Here is a 20603-nt window from a genome sequence, read left to right as displayed (position 1 = left end):
ACCTCCCACAGCTTCACTGGTGCCCTTAAACTGCGTCCCGTTAGGTTCACAATAACTTCACACTAGAACAATTTCGTCCGCACAGACTACCTTGAGTATGTGCGTATAGATATTGTGACAAAAGAGTTTCCGCCCGAGATTTACGGAGGGGCTGGTGTGCATGTAGCCGAGCTTAGCCGCGTCCTTGCCGAAAAGGTTGATCTGCGTGTTCATGCCTTCGGTAAGGAGCGCGATGCTGACTTCCATGGTGCAACCGTTACCTCGTATTCGGATCTGCCGGAATTGGCCGATGCCAACGCGACAATTCAAACGCTGGGTGTTGATTTGCAGGTAATCCCTGCCATTGCCGGTTCGGATTTGGTGCACTCCCATACCTGGTATGCCAACATGGCCGGGCACATTGCCGCCTTGCTCCATGGCATTCCACACGTCTTGAGCGCCCACAGTTTGGAGCCATTGCGTCCGTGGAAGGCCGAACAGCTCGGTGGCGGGTATGCCGTTTCTTCTTGGGTTGAGAAGACGGCATATGAAGCTGCCGCAGCCATCATTGCTGTTTCCGACGGCATGCGCCAGGACATTCTGCGTAGCTACCCCGATGTTGATCCAGCCAAGGTGAAGGTTATTCACAATGGCATCGACGTGGCCACCTGGCAGCGCGATGAGAACGACGACGTGATCCGGTCCCTTGGCATTGATCCGGATCGCCCCAGTGTGGTGTGGGTTGGTCGGGTTACTCGCCAAAAGGGTGTGCCGTACCTGTTGAAGGCTGCGGCAGCTTTGCCGCCGGAAGTCCAGCTTGTGCTTTGCGCTGGAGCCGCTGACACTCCGGCACTTGGTGCCGAGGTCAACGCCCTCATTGAAGGATTGAAGGCCCAACGCGACGGCGTAATTGTCATTGAGCGCATGTTGCCCCGCGCCGAGCTGGTTCAGGTTCTGAGTCATGCAACTGTTTTTGCGTGCCCCTCCATCTACGAGCCCCTGGGAATTGTGAATTTGGAAGCCATGGCCTGCGGTGCTGCGGTTGTGGCCAGTGCCACCGGTGGAATTCCGGAAGTTGTGGCCCACGGTGAGACCGGGTTGCTTGTTCCGCTGGAGCAGGTCAGCGACGGAACAGGGACCCCGCTGGACCCGGAGAAGTTCATTGCTGATTTTGCCGCCGCCATGATCGAAGTTGTGAATGACCCTGCCCGTGCCCGCGTCATGGGACAAAAGGGCCGTCAGCGCGCCCAGGATCATTTCTCTTGGGAGTCGATAGTGGAACAAACCCTTGATGTCTACAGGAGTGTCCTTCCCCAGGAGTAGCTCAACTGCTGTCATCTGCTTGCTCTAATCTAGTTTTGGCGAAGGCCCCGATCTGTTGCTCGGGGCCTTCGCCGCGTTCAGCAGCGGAGTTTTCCTCTGGCAAGATTGCGGATCCTGTCCAATTTCTGCTGTTGCTGGGAGCGGAGCCGCGCATTTTGCCCTCTTTCTCTTGCATAAGTCCATGATGAAAGTTGTTGCGGCGAGGAGTCTGGGCGGGGTCAATGAGATACGGGGCGGTGAAGTAGGGGGTGCCGTTCTGCAGCGTCACGGTCCAGTTACTGTGGTGCAGAAGCGAGTGGTGGTGGCTGCAGAGCAACACTGCGTTGTCGATGTTGGTCTCGCCGCCGTCCTGCCACGAAATGATGTGGTGGGCCTCGGTCCAGTGGGCGGGGATGGTGCAATCAGGGAACGAACAGCCGAGGTCCCGTGCGAACAGGATTTTTCGTTGGACTGGGGTAAAAAGCCGTTGGGCGCGGCCCACGTTGAGGATGTTTTGTCCTTCGCCTAGGTAGAGGCGGGTAATGTCAGGATCGCAGAGTGATTGGTCAAAGAGGTGTAGTGGAGCAGGGCCGCTGTAGGGAGTGAAAGCAGTCCCGGCTCCGTCACTCCGATGGATGTCCTGCTCACTGGTTGTGATGATCAGTTGTGTTTTTAAGCCGCCGTTCAGTGGCAGTTTTCCGCTCCGGGCCGCGAGTTTCACGCAGTCAAGAAGCCCGTCAAGCAGTTTCTGCGCACGGGTGCGGCGATCCTTGACTACCGGGTCTATGCTGTTGGGGTCGATTGGATCCAGTCCGTCCAGTTCTTCCCATGACTCTGGGCGGGGGATACGCACCCCGTCAACCATCCACGGATTCTCCTCACTGTCCACGCTGCCGGGTTCGCCACTTTCGTGGTCTCTTCGGTCTTCAGCGGAGGGATTCTGCTGATCCCGGGGTTCATGTGGCGCCTTTGAATCCTGTGGCTGATTCGGTGCCGCGGGCTGTGTTGGTGGTGCAGACTGTGAAGTTGAGGAAGCGGCAGTTTGGAGACCGGGTCCAAAGACGCTTAAGATTTCACCCAGATGCCCGAACACACTATCCGAGGCATCGTTGGGCCCGTCTGCCAGCCCTGAGTCATGACTCTGATCCTCCGTGGGATTGATAACCCCATGCTTGTTCGGGTTGGTAGCGGTTCCTACGGCTGACATGAAGTGTTCATATTGCTCGATGATCATGTGACCGTCGAAGTGAATCAAACCGCGGCGAGGTTTGCGAAAGAAAATGCCTTGCTTCGCAATTAAGTCTCCTTCAGTGGGTTCTTGACCGTCGGGATCCAGATGGGCCATGATGCGGTTGCCTGCGTGCCGAAGAAAGTCAGGGTCCGCTTCCCGCCCTGTTGCTACAAGGCTGGCCTGTACTTCAAGGGATCGTTCATCTGTGATCAAGCCCGCCTTGGCAAGGCCTTGGGCTTCTTCAACGAAGTTTGAAATCATCAGCGCCTGTTCTGCGGACAGTTCAGCATGGAAGAAGGCGTCACCGACCGTTGCCTGTAGAGCTGGGCTCACATCTCCTGTGAGGTTGTCCCTGAGTGGCAGCAGTGTTTCACTCAAGCGGATCCTGCGACGGGCCTCAACGGCGCTGATCTTCGCCGTCTGAACCAACAAAGCCACGGGCGCATGGACTCCGGTTTGCACAAATCGGCCAGCCGATACTCGCTGCGCTAATTCTCCAGCGATCTGAACATTCAGCGCCTGCTGAAACCGGCCCAGGCACTCTAAATCCTTTGCCCACTGAACGCACTCGGTGTCGCTCAAGGACCCAACGTCCAATCCAAATGGCGGAGTCGAATGGCGATCGGGGCCACTGTCAACGGAAGCGGCTGGAGCCTCAGCTGTGCGGGAGCGGGTGGTGGCTGCCTTGATGATGGCGGAGGCAAGGTTGAGGAGTTGATGAATGTGTTCACCAACTCGAGATTCGCCTGCTGTGGAGTCCGGGATTCCCGGCTCCTTTGCCATTGCTTCCATACATATATTCTAAAACAAGGCACTGACATTCACCGAGAGAAAGCCCTACATGTGGGGAAGTACGGCCCTAGCTTGGCCTGTGCACTAACAAACATGGTGGCCGCAAGCCGATGATCTTGAATTATTGGCCAGGCGGTGGCGGCCTACTTGGATTGTGGATAACTTCTGGCACGTCGTCCCCATGGCGTGTACCTTAGTAGCAAGCCACCGGGCAGTGATGTTAATGGCTACGTCTACCGCCCACTCAGCACTCACAGCAGGGGTCGGCGATGAGGGATAGCCACACAACAAGGAATAGCTCCACCATCTGTGCCGGGGTTCTGGAAGCCCAAGGTCTTTCATCTGGGCTTCGCGACCCGTCCAGCCAAAGTAACAAGAGTCGCTTGCGGGACGCTCTCCGAGTCTCACATCACGGCCTTGTAGCCGCAGCGCTTAGCGCTTTACTCGTCCTGAGCGCATGCACTTCATCGCCGCCGGGTACCGGTGCAACCACGCAACCCGGGAGTAGCAGCGGCGCAAATAGCAGCGCACCCACACCCGCCATCACTACACCGGCACCCACAACCGTAGCTGCATACCAGCCGGCAACTGCCGAAGGTCCTGCGCAAAACGTTCCAGTGCCCGTGCTGCCTGGGAAAGCCAAGGAATTCAGCAAGGAAGGACTCATAGCCTTCACTGAATACTGGTATGAAACCCTCGGCTATGCTTTCGAAACTGGCGATCCCGCTCCCATGATGAGCATCAGTGACCCCGGGTGCCGTACGTGCGAGGCAATAGAGAAGATGGTCGTCTCGGGCCATGCCGGTGGGAAATGGATCGTGGGAGGGAAGATGGTTATCGGGGCTCCAGCAAGTTCATTTACTTTGACAGCCGAGAAAACTTATCAGGCCATCACCATGGCTCGTCAGGAGCAGGTTAAATATTTCAAGGCCGACAAAACACTGTCCAAAGATCTCGGTGTCACCATTGCCGAAGGTGACATCCTAGTTGGTGACTACAAGGGTGGAAGGTGGATAGCCCTTACAGTGGAGCACCTGGATGGAAGTAACGGGTCGTGATGAGGCAATCATCCGTTGGGTGGCATATGGCCCTGCTACTTCTCCTTGGACTTGTTGTCTTGCCGAGCCCATCCTTTGCTTCGGATGCTGTTGACATCGAAGGAAACTGGGGCAACAACGGCATAAAAACCGATGGCTGGGTCTCAATTCCTGGCGCTGAAAATCAGTTTGGTCAGTCCCCGTCCGTCGGGCCTGAAGATAGGTACAACTACGAAGCCCGACTCGCGTGTACAGACGGCGATAGCGTCATCTTCCCCGCCTGTGCACAAGTGATGCCATCCTGTTCCGCAGGCACTGGCAGTGACGAAGGGAAACCTGGGGTCGCAATATATTGGTATCGAGCTTCGAAGGCCACACCGGCAGTGTGGACATACCTGTCCGGTCCGGAGTGCGTCTATGGCGAGAAGCCCCGCGATATCCTTGCCGAAATCGCGGCCCAAATCGCTCAGGAATTCCAGAGGACACCGGTCGCCCCGGCCACGATCGGGAGCCAGCCGGGGCCTCACACCCTGCGCGGCGAGGAAACCAACGTCTATGCCGATGCTGCCACACAATCGTTCAACCTGACGATGCTCGGCCAGCAGGTCACCATCACCGCCACACCGGTGGGGTACACCTGGAACTACGGCGATGGCACCATCTGGGGCCCTACACCCCACCATGGTGCGCCCCTGCATCAAGACAGAATCGGTGAACAAACCCAAACCAGTCACATCTACACAGCAACGGGCAGGCTCGCTCTCACCGTCACCACCCACTTCGACGGCACCTACAGCGTCAACGGCGGGCCCAGCCTGCCCATCCCGGGTCAGGGCAACATCCCCTCGGCCCCGCTTGGCCTCACCGTGTGGCGTGCGGAAACCCGCCTCTACGCAGATAACTGCATTCAGAACCCCCATGGCGTGGGCTGCTAGTTACCCCATGAAACGGCGACGGCGGCACCCAAGTTAGGTGCCGCCGTCGAGCGCGAAGTCGATCCGTAAGAAGGTTGACTAGTAAGAAGTTGACCAGTAAGAAACAGAGCCTAGACCTTGGAAGCTGACTTAGCCTTATGGATTAGCACCTTCTCATCGATGGGGCCGGCTGAACTGGCCCGCAGTTTGCGGTAGTAGTCGCGGGCTTCGTCTTGGCGTTCACGCTCAATGCCGGTGGCAATCGTGGCGCGCAGGTGTTCGGGGCCGTAGCCAAACGCGTCCACCAAGTCCAGGGCGTGCGGACGCAATTTGGCCAACACCCGGTTGATGTAGGGGGACAAAGTGCGGGCCCTTTGCATGGAGATGCGGCCATTCATCAAGTACCAGTCAAGGTGCTTCTCGATCAAGCCAAGGCCGAACACGTCGCGCAGGCGCGTCAGAACCTTCTTGGTTCCGGCATCAGTCACACGGTTCAGGGCGTCCGTGAACGCTTCCCATTGAAGCAATTCGGCATGGGCGCGGGCAGCCTCAATGAGTTCATTCTGGTGGTCGTTGAAAACTGCGGCCCCCTGATCCTTGGGCAGTTTTGCTGCTTCCTTGAGCGCGGCGGCAACCTGGGCCACCATCGTCTGCACGCGATCGGCGAGCATCTGGCGCTGTGTGTCCTCGTCCTTCAAAGCCTTGGCGGACTTTTGCGCGGAACCGGAGTCGGCAACAAATTGGGCCACTTGGCGCAGTCCGGTCTTGTTGAGCGTCAGGTCTGCTGCTTGGCCCACCACAAACCGGGCCAGAATGCCAATGTCAAGGTTGCGGAATTCCTTGCTGTAATCAGCCAGCAAACGCTTGGCCACCAATTGCAGCAGGACCGTGTTGTCGCCTTCGAAGGTCACATACACATCAAGGTCTGCGCGCAGTGAAGTGAAACGGTTTTCCACCATGAAGCCCGCGCCACCGCACGCTTCCCGGCACTCCTGAAGCGTGTCAAGAACATGCCAAGTGCTCATAGACTTCAGCGCAGCTGCAAGCGTCTCCAAATCCTGACGGTCTTCATCGGTGTCGTGCTTGCCGGAGAACACGTCGTCAAACTTAATGAGCAACTCTTCGTGGGCAAAGGCGGCTGCATAGGTTGTGGCCAAGAGGGGCAGCAACCGGCGCTGATGACGCTGGTAATCCAACAACACCACTTCCTCAGTGTCCGAGGCCGCGTTGAATTGGCGACGCTCGGTGGCGTACTGAATGGCAATCTTCAACGCCACCTTGGATGCGGCCACGGCGGCTCCATTCAAGGAGACCCGGCCCTGAACCAAGGTTCCCAGCATGGTGAAGAACCTGCGGCCCGGGCTGGCAATGGGTGAGCTGTAGCTGCCGTCAGCTGCCACGTCACCGTAGCGGTTGAGCAGGTTGGTGCGCGGCACGCGCACGTGATCGAAGGCCAGGCGGCCGTTGTCGATCCCATTCAGGCCGCCCTTGATGTTGTCATCTTTGCCCTGAATTCCGGGCAGGAACTCCATGGTGGCCGGATCGCGAAGGTCCACATAAAAGGCATGCACGCCATGGTTGACGCCCTTGGTGATCAGCTGCGCAAACACCACCGCAGCCACACCGTGAACGGCAGCATTGCCCAGATATTCCTTCCAGGCAGCCGCGAATGGTGTGTTGATAACAAATTCGTCGGTGTCGGCATCAAAGGTGGCAGTAGTGGCAATGGAGGCGACGTCGGAACCATGGCCAATTTCTGTCATGGCGAAACTGCCGGGGATCTCCAGGTTCATAATGCCAGGCAGCCACTTGTTCTGGTGCTCTTCGTTGCCAAGGTGCATCACGGCCGAGCCAAACAGGCCCCACTGGACCCCGCCCTTGATCTGCAGGGACGGATCGGCAATGACCAGTTCCTCAAACCCAGCAACATTGCCGCCATGGTCATCGCTCCCGCCAAGCCGAGTGGGGAATGCCCTGTGAACACCATCCTGCTCAACCAGGATCCCCAACTGCTTGAAAACCCGTTCGCGGTGCTCGGTGTGGCTCAAGCCCTCAATCTTGTGCAGCTCGGGATTCCCGGCCAGTTTCCGGGCGTCCAAACGAACCTGTGCCCACCTGCCAAGCAACACTTCACCGAGCGATGCAACGTCAACTGTTGCGCCGTCGTCGTGAGCTGCGGGAGAAACTGGTGTCAAAACGTTGGTCATGATTTTCCTTCTGCTGCGGTAACTGATTGGTGGGGCGCGGCGGGGGAGATGAACTGGCCCACGCCGTCGAAAAGCCATGCCGAAATTTGTTCGGCCATGGCGTTGGCTGCTGGTTTGTTGGGATCAGCCGGCGCTTGTAGCCACAATTCACCCGCGGTGCGCACCAGGCCGATAGCCGCCGTTGGCCAGTAGCCCATGAGGGGCGACGCCGGATCGCCCACCAACTGCTGCATCGGCTCGGTGATCATGGCAGTCACGGAATTGAAGAAGCCGCTCAATTCCCCTGATGGCCGGGTGTCGCCGTCCGTGGGAATCGTCGCGAAGAAGTAGACATTGGGGGACGTCTGCGCCATTTGCAGGTAGGCGCTGACCATGGCCGTCACGCCCTCCCGGGGCTCGCTTGCGCCCTGCCTGGCGGCTGCGATGGTGTCCTGCATGTGCCTGATCACCACAGCCCCAACGGCATGGCGGAGTCCCGACTTGTCGCCGAAATACCTGTAGAACACAGACTTGGAAGTGCCTGCGTTGGCTGCAATGTCCTCCATTGAGGCGTCGGAGCCGAGCTGGTGGATGGCCCGGCGTGCTGCCTTGATCAAGGTACGACGCCGTTCCTCACGGTGCGCGTCCCACCTCGCCGAACGCCCATCAACTGTCCCGGCGCCGTTGGCTGGGCTGGGCTGGGGTGCGCTGCCGGTGCCAGCGGCCGCTGAAGCGGCAGTCGGCGCCCCGGACTCTTGTTGTAACGTGTTCACGATACTCAGCGTATCAGGTACGCTGAGTATCAGTAACAGACGGCGTTCTACCAAGAGAGAGCTTCATGACTACTCCAACAGCAGCAGGCAGTGAAAACGTGGGAACCAAAACAACAGGCGCACGCAGCGCTGGCATTCGCAAGGCCGTCGTCGTGGGCGGCAACCGCATTCCCTTTGCCCGAAGTGGGGGAGCCTATGCGCATTCCTCCAACCAGGACATGCTCACGGCTGCGTTGGATGGATTGGTGGCCCGTTTCGGCCTGGCCGATGAAGAAATTGGTGAAGTTGCCGCAGGTGCCGTTTTGAAGCACTCGCGGGATTTTAACCTCACCCGTGAAGCGGTTCTTGGCTCGGCCTTGGCTGCCACCACACCCGCTTACGACCTTCAGCAGGCTTGTGCCACCGGGTTGGAAGCCGTCATTGGACTCTCCAACAAGATCAAGTTGGGCCAGATCGATTCCGCCATTGCCGGCGGCGTGGATTCTGCCTCGGACGCCCCCATCGCCGTCAGTGAAGGCTTGCGCACCATTTTGCTGGATCTCAGCCGTGCCAAGTCTCTGGGCGACAAGGCCAAAATTGCCAGCCGCATCCGTCCGAAGCACCTTTCCCCCGACGCCCCGTCCACGGGAGAGCCGCGCACCGGACTTTCCATGGGCGAACACCAGGCGCTCACCACTGCACAGTGGAAAATCAGCCGTGAGGCGCAGGATGAGCTGGCCTTTGCCAGCCACAAGAACCTTGCCGCCGCCTACGACAACCACTTCTTCGATGACCTGTTGACCCCGTTCCGCGGCCTGAGCCGTGATTCAAACCTTCGCGCGGACACCTCCGTTGAGAAGCTTGCCAAGCTAAAACCCGTCTTCGGCAAGGAGCTGGGGGATGCGGCCACCATGACGGCAGGAAACTCCACGCCGCTCACCGACGGCGCATCAACCGTCTTGTTGGCGTCGGAGGATTGGGCTGCCGCCCGGGACCTGCCCGTGCTGGCTGAAGTGGTTGACGGTGAAGCAGCTGCCGTTGACTTTGTGCACGGCAAGGACGGGCTCCTGATGGCTCCGGCCTTCGCCGTCCCGCGTCTGCTGGCCCGCAACGGCCTGACGCTGGATGACATTGACTACTTTGAAATTCATGAAGCCTTCGCCGGCACGGTGCTGAGCACGCTGGCCGCTTGGGAAGATGAAGAGTTTGGTACCACCCGCCTGGGTCTGGACGGCGCCTTCGGCTCCATCGACCGAGCCAAACTGAATGTCAACGGTTCCTCGCTGGCGGCAGGCCACCCCTTCGCCGCCACCGGCGGACGCTTGGTGGCCAGCTTGGCCAAGATGCTCCATGAACGCGGTCCGGTGGACGGGCGCCCAGCGCGCGGCTTGATTTCCGTGTGCGCTGCAGGCGGCCAAGGCGTTGTAGCCATCCTGGAAGCGAGGTAGGCCAATGACTTCTCAACACAAATCATTTGGTGTTCGCGAACAAGCCGACAAGTACACCGAATTTGTTAGCCGCGGCTTCGGCAAGGACTTGGCCAAACGCCTGGGCCTGCCCCAGCCAGCCATCTTGCGCCGCTACAGCCCCCAGGCCCCCTTGGTGGAAGGTCCCATTCTTGTGGTGGGTGCTGGCGCCGGGGCCGACGCCGTTGCAACAGTGTTGCTCGGCTGGCACCAAGACGTGCGCCGGCATGCAACGCCCAAGGAAAAGTTGGGCGCCATTGTGGTGGTCCTGGATGAACTGGAGCACCCCACAGGACTCTCGGCACCCATGCTGGCCGTGGGCTCAGCACTGCGGGATCTCAACAGGAACGCCCGCGTTGTCAGCATTTCCCGCCAGGCCACCACGGACGATGAGCCGGGCATTGCTGCCGCACGCGCCGGAGTCGACGGGATCATCCGGTCCGTGGCCAAGGAGTTGCGGGCCGGTGCCACAGCCAATGGAGTGGTGCTGGCCAACGGTATTGCGGCGGATTCACCCAGCGTCATGTCCGCATTGCGGTTCTTCCTCTCCGGGCGCTCGGCCTTCGTTGACGGCCAGTTTCTGACGGCCTCCTCCGAGGGATCCACAGAGGCACCCGATTGGGAGGCGCCACTGAAGGGAAGCGTGGCGGTCGTGACCGGTGCTGCCCGCGGGATCGGTGCAGCCATTGCCCGCACCCTGGCCCGCGACGGCGCCACCGTCATAGCTGTGGACCTGCCGGCAGCGGGGGACCACCTGGCCGCCGTCGCCAATCAGATTCACGGCACCGCCCTGCAACTGGATATCACCCATCCACAAGCCGGGGAGCGAATCCTAGAACATGCCATCCAGCGCTACGGTCGCCTGGACATTGTTGTCCACAACGCCGGAATCACGCGCGACAAATTGCTGGCCAACATGGATGCCGCCCGGTGGGACTCGGTGATCGCCGTGAATATTGATTCGCAATTGCGCATGAACAAGGCATTTTTGGCCAGCGAACACTTCACCCAGAACCCGCGCATTGTCAGCGTTGCTTCCACCAGCGGCATCGCCGGCAACCGCGGCCAAAGCAACTACGCGGCCTCCAAGGCGGGCGTCATGGGCATGGTCCGTTCCACAGCACCCTTGTTGGCGGCGCGCGGAGGCACCGTCAACGCCGTGGCGCCGGGGTTTATCGAAACGGATATGACAGCCAAGATCCCCTTTGCCACCCGCGAAGTTGCCCGGCGTCTGAACAGCCTGCAGCAAGGCGGCAAGCCCAGTGACGTGGCGGAGACCATTGCGTTCTTCGCATCCCCCAACGCGGCGGGGGTGAGCGCAAACATTTTGCGTGTGTGCGGACAGAACCTGGTGGGGCAATGACAGCCGAGACAGTATTGACCGAGATGCCCTCGCTCTCCAAGCTGTACGTCAATGCGGCAGCCACGGCGGCAAGGGCCCGGCTCACCCGCCCCGCGTTGGTGACGAGTCTGCCTGCCCGCGCCGTGGAAGTCCGCGGTGTGCGGGCCGACTTGGCCAAATTGACAGAGTTCGCCCACCTGATGGGCGAGCCGGCACGCGACATCCTGCCCTCAGGCTATCTGCACGCCCTCGTGTTCCCTGTGGCCATGAGCGTGATGGTTCAGGAGGACTTCCCGCTGCCGCTGCTGGGCATGGTTCATCTGCGCAACCAGGTGCAGCACTTTGTACCGGTGCTGTTCAGCGATGAACTGTCTGTGCGGGCCTGGGCGCGGGATCTGAGTGGGCACAGGATTGGCACGCAGGTGCAGATCGTTGCCGAGATTCACAATGCCGAGGGTACGGAATTGCTGTGGCGCGGTGTTTCCACATACCTGGCTAAGGGCGTGTTCCTGCCCGGGTTGGATAAGCCCTCGCCGGCTCAACCGCGGGTGGATTTCGTCCCGCCAGCACCCACAGCGCAGTGGCAGTTGGGCGTTGACACTGGCCGCGCCTACGCGGCCGTCTCTGGTGACTTCAACCCGATTCACCTGAGCGTCCTTACCGCCAAGGCCTTGGGTTTGCGCCGCTCCATCGCCCACGGCATGTACGCCGCAGCGCGTGTTTTGGCCACTGTGCCGCAGGCCAAGCCCCACGCCTTTAGCTGGGACATCTCCTTCGATTCGCCGGTGTTCCTGCCGGCAACTGTGTCCCTTGAGGTTTTGGATCACAGGACGGACGACGGCGCATGGCTGAGTTCCGAGTTCACCGCGTGGCACGCGCGCAGCGCCAGGAAGTACTTCAGCGGCACAGTGTGGGCAGGCTGCGCCTAAACAGCCATTGCAACTGATACGTAAATTGGGTGAGTTAGGCAGTTTGGAGAGGGGCGACCCCAGTATCCGAGCTGCCCTTAGCTCTTCAAGTGTCTGCTAATGGCCGGCTGTGTGGTTTTGGCAGCTTATGCGCCAGCTTGGGAGTTGGTGTGGCGCATAAGCCGGGTCCGCTTTGGGCATGCGCGCTGCTGGTACCGGGCGTGGCGCCAGTGTCAAAGCTGCGCCGCACTGGGTCCTGGCACGACGCATACCCAAAGCACGCGCGCCCAGAAAGCGGTCTATGCGCCACACTGGTTGCCAAGGCTGCGCATAAGCCACGGCAGAATTTACAGGTGCCCCTGGCGCTGCGAATCCGCCCGGCAACTGACCCTCCCACGCCCTCCCTCGCCTCGTTCCTTGGCCAGGGAACTCTCGGGCGTGGGGACTAGTTGGTCATCGATTCCTGGTACGGGTAGCTCTCGATGACCGACTGGATCCGCTCCACTGAGGCCGGATCCAAGCCACTGGGCAGGACGTTGTTCCACGATTCCACGGCCACGTCACCAAAGTTGTGGCCGTGGCTGTGGGGCACAGATTCGCCCAGGAACATGTCAAAGGCCACCTGAAGATAGGTCACCAGTGGGACCCATCGCATGGAGTCGCTGACATCCGGAGCCCGCCCGCCAGACTCGGCACTGCCGCCCAACCATTCCGGCTTCTCCCAGATCAGCCGTGGTGTCAGCCAGGTGACGGCATCCGTGCCGTGTTGCAGGTACGCTATCCGGCCTGATTCCCATGGGCCAGCAACCCGGGAAAAATCGCCATTGTTGGAAAGCCAGCGGACGTGCCGGCCGCCGTCGAACGTGGGCTGCCAGAGCGGCGACCCGGCATCACGCGCCTCTTGCAGGGTGCCCCAAGGCTGTGAGTTGTTGGGGGCGCCGGAGAAGACTGCCCCGTCCACGCTGCTGATGAGATCATCCACGTCGGTGAAGGCTGACTGCATGCCCGAGGCCCCCAGACTCAGGCCATAAACCAGCAGTTTGGGGCGCTCCTGCTCCGGCATGGACTCCCATTCGCTCCGTACCGCCTGGTAGAGGGCTTGTGCGGATTCGCGCGGGAGGTTTTGGTGAAAGAGGAAGGAAACCCAGCTGGGCTGGTACGAATACTGCATGGAGACAACTGCCGTGTCGCCACTGTGCAGGTACTCCAGCGAATCCACGGCTTGGCGCTCCAGCCACCCCGATCCCGTGGGGGTGGCAATCATGAGCGCCGAACGGTTGAAGCCGCCTGTCCGCTTGAGTTCGGCGACGGCAAGCTGGGCCCTGGCGGCCATGGAATCTGCCTGTTCCGAACCAACGTAGACCCTGACAGGCTGACGGGCAGGCCGGCCGGTGAGCTCTTCGATGGTGGCGGCCGAGGGGCCGCCACCAACAAACGCCCTGCCCTGCATGCCCAACTTCTCCCACTCCACAGCCGAATCCGGCCCGGCCGAGCGGAACTCCGAGGGCGGCTCGCTGATGCCCTCAGGAGTGGTGGCATTGCGGGCGGCATAGACGTTGTCAGTGCCAAACAATGCGGCGCTGACCAAGATCGTCAAGACCAGCACGGCAGTCAGCGCGCCCGTCAGAAGACCACCGGCCTTGACCAAGACTGGTTTCGGCGTGGCACGTGAGGCCCATGACCTCCCCAGGGAAGCCATTTTTCGCAGGCCCCGATGGGCTGCGTAAACCACTGCCGCCATGACCAGGGCAACCGCAAAGAACGTCGCCAGGTCCAGGCCGTCCACCGGCGGCATCTCAACATGGCTGCGCACATCGTTTTGCCACCGCACCGCCAGGGCGCCAAGGACAGCAATATAAAGAGCCACCGACGCCGCAATCACCAGCCATGCCCACGGCGGCAAGGTGAGCTTGCGGGGGAGGGTGAGGATCCGGCGTCGTACCAGTTCTCGGGTAACCGTGCTGAACAGCCAGGCTGCCCCCAGATAGCTCAGACCAAACGTCAAGCCGACCAGGAATCCCTGAAAAAGTGCGGGGCGGGGGACGAGGGACGGTGTGAGTGCCAATCCAGCGGCGGCCACACCTGCCAGAAGTGCAAATATCCGGGTGGAGCGGCTGTGGTTTATCAAGCTAACCCTCTGATACGCGTCATATGAAAGTACCAGCCTATCCGCTGCAACAGGCCACTTTTTTCTCTTTGGACACCGAATGACGCGGGAGTCCATACCGGTGCAGCAGTAACGTAGGGGCATGGAGATACTTCACTACACGGCATTTACAACTGACCCCACCGGCGGCAACAGGGCGGGCGTGGTTCTTGACGCCAGTACTCTGGACAGCAGCCAGATGCAGGCGATTGCCACACGGCTTGGCTACTCCGAGAGCGCCTTCCTCACGCGTCGGGAAGATGGCAGCTACAACGTGCGCTATTTTGCCCCCTCAACCGAAGTGCAATTCTGCGGGCATGCAACCATCGCGGCGGCCGTGGCGCTCGCCCAGGCCTTCGGAACCGGCCCGCTGATGTTCCATACGCCGGTGGGGGAGATTCCACTGGACACTTTTGTCCACGACGGCGCTGCCCGGGCCACGCTGACCAGTGTTGACACACAAGTGGCGGAGCTTTCCGCAGAGGTGCGCGGGCGGCTTTTGACGGCGTTGCGGCTGCGGGCCGATGAACTTGACCCGGCGCTGCCGGTGCTGGTGTCCTTTGCTGGCAACTGGCACCCCATAGTTCCGGTGGCCTCGGCAGAAATCCTGGCGTCCTTTGATTACGATTTTGACCTGCTTGCGGCACTCATGGCTGAGCAGGGCTGGGGAGCAACCGTGAACGTTGTGTTCAGGCTCACAGGTAATTCTTTTGAATCACGCAATCCCTTCCCGCCAGGAGGGGTTCGTGAGGATGCGGCAACGGGATCGGCGGCCGCATCTCTGGGCGGATACCTTCGGCAGGTGGATGAATTGGAACTGCCCGCGGTCGTTTCCGTCCTGCAGGGCCACCACATGGGCAGCCCCTCGCAGTTGCAGATCACCATTCCGGAGACGGGCGGCATTCAGGTGTCCGGATCGGCCGTGCGGCTGGAAATCTAGCTCATTTTTCACCGCCGGGCCCGCCAACTGGTGTTTCTTTCGGCTACTCTCAGGTCTAAGAGAGTCACTTGAGCTAAAACAAAAGACTCCCTGAGAACCTAAGTTCTCAGGGAGTCTGTCCGTGCGCGAGAAGGGACTTGAACCCTCACCCCGTTTCCAGGACCAGCACCTCAAGCTGGCGCGTCTGCCATTCCGCCACTCGCGCAGGTGATGTCGGGAGCAATTCTTCCTTTCGGTTGAATCGTTGTCTCCCTCAGCAGCGATGAAAACAATAGCATGACTTTTGCGTAAAACAACAATCGAGCATTTCCTGTCCATTTTTTAGTCCTGACAGGGGCTCGATGGGCCCAAACGGTAGGCTGAGTTGTACGCCACCGCACAAAGGAGTTTCCCTGTGAATACCGTCAGGCCCGAGGATGAAGTTGCAGGCATCTGCGCCGATCTCATCCGCTTTGACACCAGCAACTTTGCCGACAATGAAGGTCCCGGAGAGCGGGCCATTGCTGAACACACGGCAGCTTTGATTGCTGAGGTTGGATTTGCACCTGAGCTGTACGAGTCCTCACCTGGCCGTGCCAACGTGGTGACCCGGGTGGAAGGCAGTGATTCCTCCCTGCCGGCCCTGGTGGTGCACGGTCACCTGGACGTCGTCCCGGCACAGGCCCACGATTGGAGCGTCGACCCGTTCGGCGGTGAAGAACGCGACGGGCTCATTTGGGGCCGCGGCGCCGTGGACATGAAGGACATGGACGCCATGATCCTCTCGGTGATGCGTTCCATGGGCAGGGAGGGCCGCAAGCCCAAACGGGACATCATCTTTGCTTTCTTCGCTGATGAAGAAGCTGGCGGCGCGTACGGGGCGCGCTGGAGCGTGGACAACAGGCCGGAGCTCTTTGAGGGAGCCACGGAGGCCATCTCCGAAGTGGGCGGTTTCTCCACCGAAATCAATGGAAAACGCGCCTACCTGCTGCAGACCGCCGAGAAGGGCCTTGCCTGGCTGCGGCTCACAGCCCATGGCCGCGCCGGCCACGGCTCACACATCAACACCGACAACGCTGTAACGCGGCTGGCCCGAGCCGTCACCCGCATCGGCGATCACCAGTGGCCCATCGAATACACCGACACGACGCGGGCCTTCCTGGAAGGCGTCTCTGAACTGACCGGCGTCGAATTTGATGAGTCCAACCCGGAAACGCTCTTGAGTCAGCTCGGTACGGTGTCCCGCTTTGTGGGCGCCACCTTGCAAAATACGGCCAATCCCACGTTCCTCAAGAGTGGCTACAAGGCAAATGTGATTCCGGGCACGGCTGAGGCCATGATCGACATTCGCACGTTGCCCGGCCAGCATGAGCAGGTGCTGGAATTGGTTCGTGAATTGGCGGGCGAGGGCATTGACATCTCCACCATTCACAATGATGTGTCCCTGGAAACCCCCTTCGCCGGTAATTTGGTGGATGCCATGATCGATTCCCTGCACTCTGAAGATCCCGGATCCACGGTGTTGCCGTACACGCTATCCGGAGGCACTGACAACAAGTCCCTGAGCCGTCTGGGTATCACGGGCTACGGATTCGCTCCGCTCCAATTACCGCCGGAGCTGGATTTCACGGGCATGTTCCACGGTGTGGATGAGCGCGTGCCGGTGGATTCCTTGAAGTTTGGTGTCCGCGTGCTGGACCGCCTGCTGAGCAACTACTAAGGGGCGCCCATGAGTGTGGAGCTCAAAGAACTCCTGCCCGATGAGCTGCTGGAACGGTTCCGAGACCGTGCCAGGGGCTATGACGAACGCAATGAGTTCTTCCATGAGGACCTGGCCGAGTTGAAGTCGGCAGGATACTTGGCCATGTTTGCTTCCACGGACGACGGCGGTCTCGGCTTTGGGCTGGAAAAGGTCGCCGCCGCGCAACGCAGGTTGGCAACTGCTGCCCCGGCAACGGCATTGGCCATCAACATGCATCTGGTGTGGACAGGCGTTGCCCACCTTTTAGCAGTGCGGGGTGATGATTCCCTGCACTACGTGCTGACCGAGGCGGTGGCGGGGGAGGTGTTTGCCTTTGGCAATTCCGAGGCCGGCAATGACCAGGTGCTTTTTGACTCCAACACAGTCGCAGTGCCGCTGGGCGACGGCGGCTATTCCTTTACTGGCACCAAGATCTTCACGTCCCTGTCCCCGGCCTGGACAAGACTCGGGATTTTTGGCAAGGATTCCACGGCGGAGGAGCCTGTTCTTGTGCATGGGTTTATCACCCGTGAAACTCCCGGGTACACCATCAAGGACGACTGGAACACGCTAGGGATGCGCGCCAGCCAGTCAAACACCACTGTCCTGGACGGCGCAGTCGCCCCGGCAGAGCGCGTCTTTAGGAAACTGCCGGTAGGTCCCAACGCGGACCCGCTGATTTTTGCCATCTTTGCTTGTTTTGAGACCCTCCTGGCGGCTGTTTACACGGGGCTGGGGGAGCGGGCCTTGCAGATAGGTGTGGCCACAGTCCACAAGCGCACATCCAAGAAAAATGGCGGGAAGAGCTACGCGCAGGATCCGGATATCCGTTGGCGGATTGCCGACGCTGCCATGGCCATGGAGGGGCTGTACCCCCAGCTGGAATCGGTCGCCAGAGATGTGGATCAGCTAGTGGACCATGGCGGCATGTGGTTCCCGAAATTGGTGGGGCTGAAGGTTCGTGCCACCGAAACAGCACGCACAGTAGTGGACCTGATCATCCGTGTGAGTGGTGGCGGAAGCTACTTTGCCGGCAATGAACTGGGCCGGTTGTACAGGGATGTTTTGGCTGGCATGTTCCAACCCTCGGACGACGAATCAGCCCACTCCACCATCGCCAATGCCTGGCTGGGGCCCATCGAACCTTAGAGGTGTGGACGGTGGGTCGGATTCCGTTGGTGAGCTGCAGTAACGAGCGGATAACGCTTGCGGGCGGAGAATCGATACCACCTCAGCAATAGGCAGCCAAGCCTTTTATGGGGTGGAATGTTCGTTTGGTCGGGCCAAACGAAAAATCGCAATGAACCGTAAGAGGGTGATCCACATGTCACAAAAACTAAGCCACGGAGATATTCAGCAAGTCGTTAAATCCCTTGACGAGTCGAAGACCGTCAACATGGATGTCTCCATTCGCCAATTGGTGGAAAGTGTTGCCGGGGTAGTCTCCAACAAGGGAGATGAGCTCAGTCTGCACATTCTGTGCTGCAATGAGTATTTTCTCGTCACAGGCATTGTTGCACCGCAGCTGGAAGAGGTGAGGGGCCAAGCAGATTCAGTCCGCGAAGCCCTGTCCGAGTAGTCGCCGCAACCCCGGTCCGCACGATTGACATGCAGGTGGGCAAGTTCTTGCAAACTTCCCCACCTGCGCCGTGCCGCTTGGGCCCTGACCTGAACGGAAGAGGGAATAGCCATGGACTCAAATGGCCATGCACCCAACGTTCCTCACCGCGGCGATCGTTGGGGGTTGTCCAGGGAGGAACTGCTCACCCGGCTAAGCGAGGTCATCGTTTTTGCCAGCCAGCAAATCCCGCGGCTGGGCGACTACGAGGAATATCTCCCCGACTTTGGCGAAGGCTCCAGAGTCCGGTTCACCGACAAGATCCTTATTGAGTCGGCATTGCTTGTCCTTGTGGGCCAGCGGGTGGCCCGGAATGAACCGGAACTGGCGGCTGCCGTTGAACGGCTCGGAACAGTGCTCGGGCAGCAGGTTCGGAGCCCGCGCAACAAATTCTTGATCATGCGGTACCCGGAGATGTGCGCCTCAGTGGGCATTGGTCACGCAATCCTCACCCATGCAGGCAGCGTCGATACAGATTTCGACGCCGTGTTCCGTTCCGCTTTGCACAGTGGACACGCCGCCGGTGTCGAGCGGTTACCTTATCGGTGGATGGAATTTTCTTGGCTGAACCAGCTTGTGGACCCTGCCTATGTTCCGGACTGGCAGCAACAGGTGCAAGGAGCCACCATCGCGTCCCCCACTCACCCTATTTTCATGTCCGGTGATGATGCCTACGCCATCACCCATGCGTTGATGTTCCTGGGCGACTTTGGGTTGAGGGCTGTCGAGGAGATCGACCGTGGCTTTCTCTCGAAGCAGCTACAGGCCATCATTGCGTGGCAACTGGCCGATGAAAATCTGGACGTCGCTGGTGAAGGTCTCCTGGGCCACGCCATTCTCGATCTGGAACCCACTCTGGCAGTCACCCTCGGCATCGAATCCCTGCTGGACACGTGGGATGACCTGGGTTTTCTGCCCTGTCCCAGTTTTCGCGCCGATGAGTTCGCAGGGCTTGCAGGAACTGCCCGCCGAGCCTACGCGTTCGAGCACACCTATCACACAACATTTGTGGCAGGGTTGCTCTGTGGAGTCCTGCTGCTTGAGCCTCTGCCCGCCGAGTCATATGGATGGGCGAACAGCGGCAGGAAGCCTTTGCACCCGGGTCTGGCCCTCCCCACGGCACGGGAACTTCGCGACGCCGCGGAACGCGCCTACGTTTTTTGCCGACGCGCAGGCGACGTGGGGGATTTGGTGCCAATCCGCGGCGCATCCATGCCTGCTTCGCCGACGGAGCGGCTGCAACATTTTTTCGATGGGCTTGGCCGCCCCCGGCGCCAGCTTCTGTCCAACACCGTGAAACGGCACCCGATGGACGGCGCATCGCAAGCGCTACTCTCAGATGCCATCCTGCTGCTCGCGGCGCATGAGTACCGGCTGGATGTGCTTGCGCAGGAACTGGCCGTGGCCTCCCAGGATGCCAGCAATGTCTCCGAAACGGCTCTGGCCGCCGCGAGCTACCTTCTCCATCAACAGAACGCGGATGGCGCTGTTGGTGGCTGGGCGAGCGGTGCCACGTCCCAAGGAAACACGACCCTCATCGTCAGCTATCTGGCCGCGGAGGCATTCGACCTGCTGGCAGACCGAACAGACGGACCAGAACTCAGCACTCTCGAGGGTGCCAATGAAGGCTGGGATATCGCTGCCCGGGGCGTCTAAAACCCCACGTCCAAAAACCCGCTCGTCAACTACCTGATCGCCATGGGGTGCGGCCCTGGGCTGCGTGGACGGGCTGCGCGCGGGTTTCCAGTGCCCGTCTGGGGCCAAGAGATTCCATTAAGTCGCTGAAACTTGCGGAGGGCCCCACCCCCAGTTCCTGGTCCAACAGTGCGCGAAATTCGTGGAACGCGAGCCAGGCGGAGGCAATGTTGCCATTTTGAATGTGGCATTGCAGCAGGATCAGTTGTGCGCTTTCGCGCAGCGGCTCAATCCAGGTGGCAGCAAGTGCAGCTTCCAGGGCCCGCCCGTTGGCGCCCACCTGCAGACAATGTGCCGCCAGCGCCTCCAGCCCGTCGAGGCGCAACTGCTGCAGTCGTTCCTGTTCGAACACAACCCAATCGTCGTACCAGCCGGGCAGGAGGTCTGCATGATAGAGCGCATAGGCCGAATCCGCCGCCACAGTATTGCCGGTTTCCTGGATGCCGGCAATAAGTGATTGAACTTTGTGAAAGTCAATGGCGACTTGCGGTTCCAACATCAGGATTTCACGCGAAGGATGAACAAGCCCAGGGAGTTTGTGTGTGATCTGAAACAGGCTCGCACGCAGGTTCCCT

The 20603-nt window shown here is 60.2% G+C and carries 16 protein-coding genes and 1 tRNA gene; 11 read left to right on the top strand and 6 right to left on the bottom strand.

Annotated elements, in window-relative coordinates:
• Positions 1-99 precede the first annotated feature (99 nt).
• Positions 100-1302, top strand: a complete 1203-nt coding sequence (gene glgA, locus CVS28_RS10435; RefSeq protein WP_103465710.1) for a glycogen synthase — start codon at positions 100-102, stop codon at positions 1300-1302.
• Between the two features lies 1 nt (position 1303).
• Here the strand turns inward: glgA and CVS28_RS10430 are convergent, their stop codons facing one another.
• Positions 1304-3304: an HNH endonuclease signature motif containing protein gene (locus CVS28_RS10430; RefSeq protein WP_103481467.1), complete on the bottom strand. Its 2001-nt coding sequence runs from the start codon at positions 3302-3304 to the stop codon at positions 1304-1306.
• 269 nt (positions 3305-3573) lie between these two features.
• Between CVS28_RS10430 and CVS28_RS20305 the strand changes: the two genes are divergently transcribed.
• The gene (locus CVS28_RS20305) at positions 3574-4362 is read left to right on the top strand and encodes a DUF6318 family protein (RefSeq protein ID WP_279325068.1); all 789 of its coding nucleotides are present in this window, start codon (positions 3574-3576) and stop codon (positions 4360-4362) included.
• A gap of 362 nt (positions 4363-4724) precedes the next feature.
• Positions 4725-5276, top strand: coding sequence for a hypothetical protein (locus CVS28_RS10420; RefSeq protein WP_243399824.1), 552 nt, complete (start codon positions 4725-4727; stop codon positions 5274-5276).
• Between the two features lie 110 nt (positions 5277-5386).
• Here the strand turns inward: CVS28_RS10420 and CVS28_RS10415 are convergent, their stop codons facing one another.
• Together CVS28_RS10415 and CVS28_RS10410 are read right to left on the bottom strand one after the other, a co-directional pair.
• Positions 5387-7462 carry an acyl-CoA dehydrogenase family protein gene (locus CVS28_RS10415; RefSeq protein WP_103465707.1) on the bottom strand — a complete coding sequence of 692 codons (2076 nt, stop codon included), beginning with the start codon at positions 7460-7462 and terminating at the stop codon, positions 5387-5389.
• A complete protein-coding gene (locus CVS28_RS10410) occupies positions 7459-8214 on the bottom strand; it encodes a TetR/AcrR family transcriptional regulator (RefSeq protein ID WP_103465706.1) in 756 nt (251 codons plus the stop codon). The genes CVS28_RS10415 and CVS28_RS10410 overlap by 4 nt, the downstream gene beginning before the upstream one ends.
• 65 nt (positions 8215-8279) lie before the next feature.
• Between CVS28_RS10410 and CVS28_RS10405 the strand changes: the two genes are divergently transcribed.
• The 3 genes from CVS28_RS10405 to CVS28_RS10395 are packed head-to-tail and all read left to right on the top strand — an operon-like array spanning position 8280 to position 11930.
• A complete protein-coding gene (locus tag CVS28_RS10405; RefSeq protein WP_103481465.1) occupies positions 8280-9641 on the top strand; it encodes an acetyl-CoA C-acetyltransferase in 1362 nt (453 codons plus the stop codon).
• Between the two features lie 4 nt (positions 9642-9645).
• Complete coding sequence (locus tag CVS28_RS10400) at positions 9646-11022, top strand: 3-oxoacyl-ACP reductase (protein ID WP_103481464.1); 1377 nt, start codon at positions 9646-9648, stop codon at positions 11020-11022.
• The gene (locus CVS28_RS10395) at positions 11019-11930 is read left to right on the top strand and encodes a MaoC/PaaZ C-terminal domain-containing protein (protein ID WP_103465703.1); all 912 of its coding nucleotides are present in this window, start codon (positions 11019-11021) and stop codon (positions 11928-11930) included. Before CVS28_RS10400 ends, CVS28_RS10395 begins: the two co-directional genes overlap by 4 nt.
• 424 nt (positions 11931-12354) lie before the next feature.
• Here the strand turns inward: CVS28_RS10395 and CVS28_RS10390 are convergent, their stop codons facing one another.
• Positions 12355-14037, bottom strand: a complete 1683-nt coding sequence (locus tag CVS28_RS10390) for an alpha/beta hydrolase (RefSeq protein WP_165788128.1) — start codon at positions 14035-14037, stop codon at positions 12355-12357.
• Positions 14038-14158: 121 nt separating this feature from the next.
• Here CVS28_RS10390 and CVS28_RS10385 point away from each other — a divergent pair, with 121 nt between their 5' ends.
• Positions 14159-14995, top strand: a complete 837-nt coding sequence (locus CVS28_RS10385; RefSeq protein ID WP_103481462.1) for a PhzF family phenazine biosynthesis protein — start codon at positions 14159-14161, stop codon at positions 14993-14995.
• Positions 14996-15117: 122 nt separating this feature from the next.
• Here the strand turns inward: CVS28_RS10385 and CVS28_RS10380 are convergent.
• A tRNA-Leu gene (locus CVS28_RS10380) sits at positions 15118-15200 on the bottom strand.
• Positions 15201-15389: 189 nt separating this feature from the next.
• Between CVS28_RS10380 and CVS28_RS10375 the strand changes: the two genes are divergently transcribed.
• The 4 genes from CVS28_RS10375 to CVS28_RS10360 all read left to right on the top strand — a co-directional run bounded on the left by CVS28_RS10375 (position 15390) and on the right by CVS28_RS10360 (position 19989).
• Complete coding sequence (locus CVS28_RS10375; RefSeq protein ID WP_103465700.1) at positions 15390-16694, top strand: M20/M25/M40 family metallo-hydrolase; 1305 nt, start codon at positions 15390-15392, stop codon at positions 16692-16694.
• A gap of 9 nt (positions 16695-16703) precedes the next feature.
• Entirely contained in the window at positions 16704-17864 is a 1161-nt protein-coding gene (locus CVS28_RS10370; RefSeq protein ID WP_423716395.1) for an acyl-CoA dehydrogenase family protein, read from the top strand.
• A gap of 175 nt (positions 17865-18039) precedes the next feature.
• Entirely contained in the window at positions 18040-18294 is a 255-nt protein-coding gene (locus CVS28_RS10365; RefSeq protein ID WP_133159103.1) for a hypothetical protein, read from the top strand.
• Between the two features lie 111 nt (positions 18295-18405).
• Positions 18406-19989 (top strand): DUF6895 family protein, encoded by a 1584-nt coding sequence (locus CVS28_RS10360; protein ID WP_103481461.1) that lies wholly within the window; start codon positions 18406-18408, stop codon positions 19987-19989.
• Positions 19990-20014: 25 nt separating this feature from the next.
• Here the strand turns inward: CVS28_RS10360 and CVS28_RS10355 are convergent, their stop codons facing one another.
• The gene (locus tag CVS28_RS10355; RefSeq protein ID WP_165788127.1) at positions 20015-20527 is read right to left on the bottom strand and encodes a bacterial transcriptional activator domain-containing protein; all 513 of its coding nucleotides are present in this window, start codon (positions 20525-20527) and stop codon (positions 20015-20017) included.
• Between the last annotated feature and the right edge of the window lie 76 nt (positions 20528-20603).

It is taken from the genome of Arthrobacter glacialis, assembly GCF_002909415.1.
In the GTDB taxonomy this organism is placed as follows: domain Bacteria; phylum Actinomycetota; class Actinomycetes; order Actinomycetales; family Micrococcaceae; genus Specibacter; species Specibacter glacialis.
The sequence above is the reverse complement of the archived record's forward strand: the minus strand, read 5'-3'. Positions and strand labels throughout refer to the sequence as shown.